Source organism: Microbispora sp. H10670, assembly GCF_014161385.1.
In the GTDB taxonomy this organism is placed as follows: domain Bacteria; phylum Actinomycetota; class Actinomycetes; order Streptosporangiales; family Streptosporangiaceae; genus Microbispora; species Microbispora triticiradicis.
In genome coordinates this window covers 41,478-49,229 of record NZ_JABBWW010000039.1, presented here as the reverse complement: position 1 = coordinate 49,229, position 7,752 = coordinate 41,478, and the positions used below count along the sequence as shown (strand labels likewise).

At 67.0% G+C, this 7,752-nt stretch carries 5 protein-coding genes; 1 reads left to right on the top strand and 4 read right to left on the bottom strand.

Annotation, left to right across the window (positions count from 1 at the left end; all coding sequences use genetic code 11):
* Positions 1-207 precede the first annotated feature (207 nt).
* Positions 208-1,308, bottom strand: coding sequence for a hypothetical protein (locus HHX33_RS32410; RefSeq protein WP_182877905.1), 1,101 nt, complete (start codon positions 1,306-1,308; stop codon positions 208-210).
* Entirely contained in the window at positions 1,305-1,871 is a 567-nt protein-coding gene (locus HHX33_RS32405; protein ID WP_182877904.1) for a DUF4365 domain-containing protein, read from the bottom strand. The genes HHX33_RS32410 and HHX33_RS32405 overlap by 4 nt, the downstream gene beginning before the upstream one ends.
* Before the next feature lie 211 nt (positions 1,872-2,082).
* Here HHX33_RS32405 and HHX33_RS32400 point away from each other — a divergent pair, with 211 nt between their 5' ends.
* The gene (locus tag HHX33_RS32400; protein WP_182877903.1) at positions 2,083-4,593 is read left to right on the top strand and encodes a GmrSD restriction endonuclease domain-containing protein; all 2,511 of its coding nucleotides are present in this window, start codon (positions 2,083-2,085) and stop codon (positions 4,591-4,593) included.
* 132 nt (positions 4,594-4,725) lie between these two features.
* On the opposite strand, the gene HHX33_RS32395 is transcribed toward HHX33_RS32400, so the two are convergent.
* Positions 4,726-5,259 (bottom strand): RNA 2'-phosphotransferase, encoded by a 534-nt coding sequence (locus HHX33_RS32395; RefSeq protein ID WP_182877902.1) that lies wholly within the window; start codon positions 5,257-5,259, stop codon positions 4,726-4,728.
* A gap of 263 nt (positions 5,260-5,522) precedes the next feature.
* The gene (locus HHX33_RS32390; RefSeq protein ID WP_310741619.1) at positions 5,523-7,619 is read right to left on the bottom strand and encodes a hypothetical protein; all 2,097 of its coding nucleotides are present in this window, start codon (positions 7,617-7,619) and stop codon (positions 5,523-5,525) included.
* Between the last annotated feature and the right edge of the window lie 133 nt (positions 7,620-7,752).

The following is a 7,752-nucleotide window of genomic DNA, read 5'->3' as shown; positions in this document are numbered from 1 at the left end:
ACGGCTCGACGACCGCCCATAACTCATCGCTGACCTCCCACGGCTTCAGCCGCGCCACCCGTGACTCCTCTCGCCCGACTACAGCGAGAGATCAAACCACAACGGAGATCATTCTGTTAGGTGCTCTAAGCCTTCGCGGCCTCGCCCTAGTGTCTCGCGACGGAAGGTCCCCCACCGTCGAGAAGTGTGAAGACCCAGACCAACGCCTCACAGCACCTCGAATCCTCCGGGATCCGGGCGCAGCTCAAGCCGTCCTTGATTCGGGTCGAGCTCTCCGCTCGCGCGAAGGCGCCGTTTCTGGATCTGCGCGTGGAAGGCTCGCTGATAGTCGGCAGGATCCAACACCACCCAAATGGAGCGACGAAAGACATTGGATCTACTGCGGAACTCCCCGCGAATCTTGACGCGTGGTTGTTCGCCCGGAGCATGCTGGAGCGTTTCGACTTCGCCGATCACAGTCGCGTGACCCGACTTGGCAAGCCTCTCCAAATCCTTGCCCGCAGCGCCCAGGATGCGGAGCATCGGGGCACTGAAGCCGACGGAATGTGAGGTGACGTCGACCGGCTCCGCTCGCGCCCAGGTGAAGCTGACGGTGAAGGGCCGATTGCCGCTGAGCTCACTAAGTGCGGTGCACAGGTTGGCCGACACACCGTCTTGGAGATGATCATCAAAGGCGTCGGTGGGGTCATGGCGCTCTGCTCCAGCAGTCGCGGCGTCCGCGGCGGCGTGCAGCGCCTTGTACAAGCCGATCATGACATCACGTCCGGCCAGCTCGTCGTTCCATGAGATGGCTCGCGACCTGGACGGTGGCTGGGTAATGGGAACCCGGGCGTCGAAGATGTAGCTGCCAGGCCGGGTGGTCCCGAGTCGTACGCCGTGCAGGAAGTTGTCGACGTATCGGGAGCGCTGACCGGTGAACAGCAGACGCGGCCCTGATTCGACGGTCTGTGCGGCGATCTTCAGTAGGTCGTGGATGCCCTGCACGGCCTTCACGGCCGACGGCAGGGGGATCGTCCCCGAAGGGGCCTCCGACTCCAGTCTGAACGAGGGCGTATCGATCGCCGGTTCCGCGATGTCGAGCAGAACCTCACGTTCGGGCCGCTCCTCGCACCGGGCGAGCTTACGTACTGCGGCCTCAAGCAACTCGTCGTCATCCGGGTACTCCCGCCGGGCCGGCACGAGGACCTCACCCATTGCATCGAGGCGCCAAACCATCGCTCCGCGCCATGATCCTTCGTGTCGCCAGCCTCGGCTGGACAGGTAGCCGACGAGGTCATCGGGGTCGATGGTGCTCAATGCGTCGTTCATGGCGCCTCCACTGGGCGGAGGGGGTCGAACAGTTTCAGGAGCGCGTCCACAGTGAGCAAATTGCCCTCCGGAACGCGCACCTCGACCTTCCGCTTGCACTCGGGAGCCGTGATTCGCTGCTCATCCTCCAGGGAGACCCAGTATGCGGCGTGACTCAGCCGCAGAGCATGCTCATCCACCTCGGCGAAAGCACGAGTGTCGTCGGGTACGACGACGAGGAAGAGATACCGCGGAATGCGGCGCCGTCCGGCCAGCGCGTTGAAGCGCTTCTCGGTCAGCCCTCGATAGTGGTAATGACCGTTCCGCTTGTTCGGCTTGGCCCAGGTCTTGACCTGGACCTCCATCCGGGGGAAGTCTCCGTCTATCTCCCGCGGCAGGCAGAGGTAGAAGTCGACACCGGTGCAGTCCGGGGTGAGCGTGCTCGCCTGGAGACCTGCAGCAGCGGCCAGCACCTGCACGAAGCATTCGCCGTACCAGCCCTGGTGGTTGTACTTGTCCAGGCACCACTCGCAGTTCAGGACCGCCTCCACGCTCCCCCGCCGCGCCCGGTTGGCGGACGCCATACAGACGGAACGCTACAAGTTAACGCGGATACCAGAAACCCCCGACCATATTCGTCATATCCGCATTCACTATAAAGACTCTACCCTTACTGCTCGATGGATACCCTCGGCACTGTGGCGTCTCCGTCCGTGAGCGCTCATTTCGAACACGGATTGTCAGTGCGCTGTGCCATGATCGGCCGGTACTTGTTGCACCGGTCCAGGAGCTTGTGTGAAGGCCAACGAAACCACCCTGCGCAATCTCATCAAAGGCGAGATCCAGCTGATGATCCCGCTTTACCAGCGTCCGTACGCCTGGGAGCGCGAGCAGCTGAGACGGCTGTGGAGCGACATCGAAGTGCAGGCGGAGGCGCTGGCCAAGGAGCAGGCCGCCAGCCACTTCCTCGGGTCGGTGGTGCTTGCCCCCGGTCCCGACCTCAGCCCGAGCCTCAGCCAGTGGGTGGTGGTGGATGGCCAGCAGCGGCTCACCACGCTGCTGCTCGCGCTATGCGCGTTACGCGACCACCAGGCCGCCGAGGATCCGAGGAGCGTCGAGCGCATCAACGAACTCCACCTGATCAACAAGTACAAGGACGGCGCCCTGCGCTATCGGCTGCTGCCGACTCAGGTCGACCGTGAGGCGTTCAAGGCCTGCATCGAGGGATATCCCAACTCCGACCTGGACAGCCGGGTGGGAAACGCTTACCAGTTCTTCCGTACGAAGCTCGTCGAGATCGACGATCCGGCGGACGACCAAGACGTGCACCGCATCGAGAGGGTCGTGCTCGACCGGCTCAGCCTCGTGCACATCCAGGTAGACAAGGACGACAACGCCTTCCGGATCTTCGAGTCCATCAACAACACCGGCATGGGCCTCAGCCAGGTCGACCTCATCCGCAACTACGTCTTCATGTGCCTGCCGACCAAGAGCCGCCATGTCTACGACACTTACTGGCTCCCGACGCAGAAGCTCCTCGGTGCCAAGGGCCTCGACCAGCTCATGTACCTGGTTCTGGTCCTCGAACACGGAGACGAGGCCCAGTACAAGGACGCCTATCGAGGTCATCAGGATCTCCTCCGCGCGACCGGCGGCAGCGAGGAGCGCATCGAGCAGTACGTCAAGGACCTGGCCCGCAGGGCGCGGTATCTGCATCACATCCTGGAGCCGGACGGCGACAACGCCATCGATGCCCGGCTGCGTTTCCTCAACGACTGGAAGGCGAACACGGTCTACCCCGTCGTGATGAGGCTCCTGGAGCTGCAGGACCAGGGGGATGCCACAGAGGACGAGGTTGTCGAGGCGCTCGGCTATCTCGAGAGTTTCCTCGTCCGTCGACTCATCGGCGGGGTCACTTCGGGGAGCCTCAACAAGATCTTCATGCGGGTCACCCGCCAGTTGACCGGTGAGGAACCGGTGGCGAAGGTGCTGCGGACCGCCCTGTCCGCTCCCCGTCTCTACTGGTCGACAGATGAGCAGTTCCGCAGGGACATTCGAGAGAAGGCGTTCTACTGGCAGGGCCGTACGGTGCAGCAGAAGCTGGTCCTGCGGCGCCTGGAGGAGTCCTACGGCTCCAAGGAGCTCGTGGACCTGTCCGACAAGAAGATCACCATTGAGCACATCCTCCCGCAGAGCCCGGGCGTCGACTGGCTCAAGGAATTGGTCGGCGAAGGGGATCCCGAGACCCTGCACAAGGAGCTGGTACACACACTCGGCAACCTCACACTCACCGGCTACAATTCCGAGCTCGGCAACATGTCCTTCGACAAGAAGAAGGACTTCCTTTCCCGCAGCGGGCTGGTGATGAACCAGCGCGTCGCCAAGCAGGACCGATGGGGTAAGGCGGAGATCACGGCCCGAGCCGAGGAGATGGCTGACCGTGCGGTGGACACCTGGCCAAGTCCTGTCGAGACGGGCCCGGTCGGCCCTTCCCGTGACTGGAGCCTTCTGCACGCGGCGCTCGCCGCGCTGCCGCCCGGCACCTGGACGAGCTACGGCGATCTCGCTGAGCTGATCGGCTCGCACGCGGTGCCCGTCGGCGCCCATCTCGCCGGCAGTCGCATCCTCAACGGTCATCGCGTGCTGAAGTCGACAGGAGAGGTCTCGGACAACTTCTACTGGGCTGACGAGGACGACGAACGCAATGCGTACGAAGTCCTCCGAGCGGACGGCATCACGTTCGACGACCGCTGGCGGGCCCATCCCGCGCAGCGCATCAGTGCTCGGGAACTCGCCGAGTTGCTTGGCCTGCCGGGAGCGGAGGACATCGCTGAGGCGGAACCCGCGTCCTCCGACGAGGTGGGGACGATCAGTGAGTGGGAGCAGCGCTTCTTCCAGCAATTGGGCGAGGCGAGCGGCCCGCAGACCGCGGGAGCGGTCTCACACCTGCTCAAATGGTGGAGGGACCGGGGCGGGGATGTGCAGTTCGGCCGTTCGGCCGGGGCGTCCTGCGCTCCGACGGTCAAAGGGGTGAGCGAGACCCTGCACCCCATCCGCTTCTACGCCAAGACGGTCGAGGTAACTTTCGGCGTATTGAGGAAGCGCATGCCCTTCAAGGATCCCGAACTCCGCGAGGAACTGCGGCGACGGATCAACGAAGCCCCTGGAGTGGACATTCCGGCGGCGAAGCTGGAGCTCTACCCGTCGTTCCCGATCACTCTGCTCGCTAACGACGAGGTGTGGGATGTGGTCGTCGCGGCCCTCGACTGGTGTGCTGCCCAGGCAGGACTGAATCCAGAGCAGTAGGCGCATGACTGAGGGGCCGGACGGCGGGCCGATCATCACCGAACCGCCGTCCAGCGGCCCGCACGACTGCGCGACCACCGTAGACCGGATCGGGCTGGTAGTGGACTGCAAGAGCGGCTATCGAGTGCGGCGCTATCGGAGGTAGGCCGGGGGGACGTGGTCGACAAGCCAGACGCCGTTGGCGCTCAGCCGGAACTGATGCCCGGCCGCGTGCATCGCCGCCGCGTCCACCACGAGGACGACCGGCTTGCCCCTGCGGGCGCCGACGCGGGTGGCGGTCTCCCGGTCCGGCGACAGGTGGACGTGGTGACGTGCCATCGGCCGCAACCCCTCCTCGCGGATCGCCTCCACGTTCCGGGCGACCGTGCCGTGATAGAGGATCGCGGGCGGCTCGGCCGCCGGCAGGTCGAGATCGACGGACACCGAGTGCCCCTGACTGGCGCGGATGCGATCGCCGTCGATCACGTATCGCCGCTTGTCGTTGTCGGCGACCACCTGCTCCAGCTCGGCACGCGAGATCGGGAACCCGTTCGCGGCTGCCGCCGTCAGCAGCGTGTCGACGGCGACCCAGCCGTGCGCGTCCAGTTCGATGCCGATGCGCTCGGGTTCGTGGCGCAGATGCTTGGCCAGGTACTTCGAGACCCGCACCATCCTGCGTTGGTCCATGGGCGTCTCCCGGTGTCCTCGATGAGCCCGCTGAACGCCGCGGGGACTGGCCGGCCGGGTGAGGAGGGCTCGGAGGCTGGATGTGCCAGCAGGCCCGTCACGGGCCCACCTGGAATCGAACCAGGAGAGAAGGAAGCCCCCGAATGGCCTCACCGGGCCGGAGCGCGAGGAAAGCGGGCGGACTAGACAGGCGCCCTTGCGGGCAAACCGGTTCCCAAAGAGGTAGAAGGAAGCCCTCCCATGGCCTCGCGATCTTCACGATATCAGGCGGGGATCAGCTCGTGCAGGGTCGCGGGCGTGTAGACGCGCGCCCCCTCCGGGAGGCCGGGGGGTGTCTCAAGCCCGATGTACGTGACGTGACCGCCCGCCGAGGCCTTGCTTCGGAGCAGGTCGGCCAGGTAGCCGACCCGGAGGTAGTCCCGCTCCACGATCGAGCGCACGAGCAGCGACGTGGTGACGCGGTTGCCCTCCACCTGGTTGAACGCCGGATGGCCGGACAGGTAGAGATGCAGCCACTTCACCCGCCAGGCGCCGTCGTCCCCGCGCAGGAAGGCCAGCGGAAGCGCGATGCGGCCGGACCCGCGCAGGTCGGACTTCATGCGTACGGTGCGCGGCTCGAACGGCCTGCCCTCCTGCGCGGCGTCCCTGGTCATGTAGCCGAAGAACGCCTCGGCGGCCTCGTCGAACCGCTCCCCGGCGTAGACGTGGACCTGTGGGATGACGATCGGCTGAGTCGCATGCGGAAGTCGTATGTCGATGAACTCCGAGGCGCCGTCGGCCGCGTCGGTGAGGTCACCCGAGTAGGTCGCGAAGTCGTTGCCGTAGGACGTCCACGAGATGTGCACCGGGTTGTCATACGTGGCATCGAGCATGAGCGCGGACAGGTCGTAGTCGGTGCTCCGGCCGGCCTGGCGCCAGTACACGAAGAAGCGGAGCAGCTCACCGTCCATGGGTGACAGCGAGCCGCGGGGCAGCACCCCGAGTCCGGGCGCGGCGCTCTTGCCCGACAGGGGCAGCGCCACGTCGAGCACGCCATCCTCGACGATCAGCTCGCCGGGGTCGGGCAGACGGCGGGTGATCTCCTCGTCGAGGATGGCGAGGGTCCGGGTGAGTGCCTCCTCGTCCAGCGGAGAGCGGGTGTCGGGGGTTGCCCACGCCTTGCCGTGCCGATTCGTGAAGACCCGGTCCACGGGGGCGAGCCGGTTCTGCAGGTGCTCGCGGAGGGAGAGCAGCACGCGGCCGGAGGCGTGCGCGGCGGCCCGCTCCGCCGCCTCCAGCACGGCGGAGCCGCCGCCCGTACGCAGCAGGTGGTCGAGGCGCCGCAGCAGCGCGCCGGGCGTGTGCTCCAGCAGTGCGACGGCATCGCCGGTACGGCCCCCGGCCAGCGCGGCCTCGACCCGGCCGCCGAAACTGGCCGCCTCGCGCACGCCCCTGGCCACGTCGAAGACCTCGGCCGCCCTCGGGAACTGCTGGTACTCGTGGGGGTGCAGGCGCTCGCCGAGCCGCTTCCACTGCTCCCGGTGCCGGAGCACGTCCCCGTGCTTGGCGGCCGGGACGGCGTCGAGAGCGGCCAGCAGGATCCGGCGCTCGGCCCGGCGGAAGGAGCGCAGCCGGGTGGGGGTGGACAGCGTGACGTCGCCCTCGGAGCAGAGCGCGGCCACCCTGAGCACGTCCGTCACGGTGTCGACGAGCAGCGGCTGCCCGGCGGCCAGCCGCACTTCGTTGACGACGGCCCGGTTCTCGCGTACGGGGACGTGCTCGGGCCGGTCGCCGGCGCAGAAGGCGGCGAGGGCGCGCAGGGCCGTGAGGTCCTCGGCGGCGAGCGGGACCTCGGAGCCGGCGAGCGAGAAGTAGAGCTCGCGCGCCTCGTCCCGGAGGCTCCCGCCCAGCTCCAGCACGGTCACCCGGTCCTTGGCCAGGGGGATCAGCTCGTCGTGCGCCGCCAGCAGGTCGGCGTAGGTGTGCTGGTAGCGGCCGTACCGCGGCAGATCGAGCAGGTTGAGGGTGCCCGGCTGGAGCCGGGCGGCGGCGACCGGGTCGAGCATGGCCTCGCGCAGCAGCCCCGCCCAGAACTCCAGGGTGTCCGGGACGTTCCTCGGAAAGTCGACGAAGTAGGCGTTGTGTACGACGTGGTCGCCCACGAGGCGGCGGACCGCGGCCAGGACCCGCACGCCGAGGTCGATCACCTGCTCGCCGGGGAGCCGGGCCAGGCGGTCGAGCAGCGCCGGCGAACACGTGAAGCCGACGCTGAGCAGCGCCGCGTCGAGCTGCCGGGCCGCCACCTCACCCCAACCGGGCGTGCCGTCCCCCTCGGCGTCGACGGGAACGCGCAGGCGCCGGGAAATGACGAGATCTTCCACGCAGGCACGATATATGGCCACTACAGGCGGATCGCCACTCGAATACCGGGCCGCGTCGACGGTGACGGGCCATGTTCCGGAAGGAGTCGGCCGCCGGCGACATCTCGACGAGGCCTTCCTCGGAGCGTGCGCG

Coding starts and splice junctions, on each gene's coding strand:
- HHX33_RS32395 (WP_182877902.1), bottom strand. CDS start 5,259: ATGGACCAACGCAGGATGGTGCGGGTCTCGAAGTACCTGGCCAAGCAT.
- HHX33_RS32405 (WP_182877904.1), bottom strand. CDS start 1,871: ATGGCGTCCGCCAACCGGGCGCGGCGGGGGAGCGTGGAGGCGGTCCTG.
- HHX33_RS32410 (WP_182877905.1), bottom strand. CDS start 1,308: ATGAACGACGCATTGAGCACCATCGACCCCGATGACCTCGTCGGCTAC.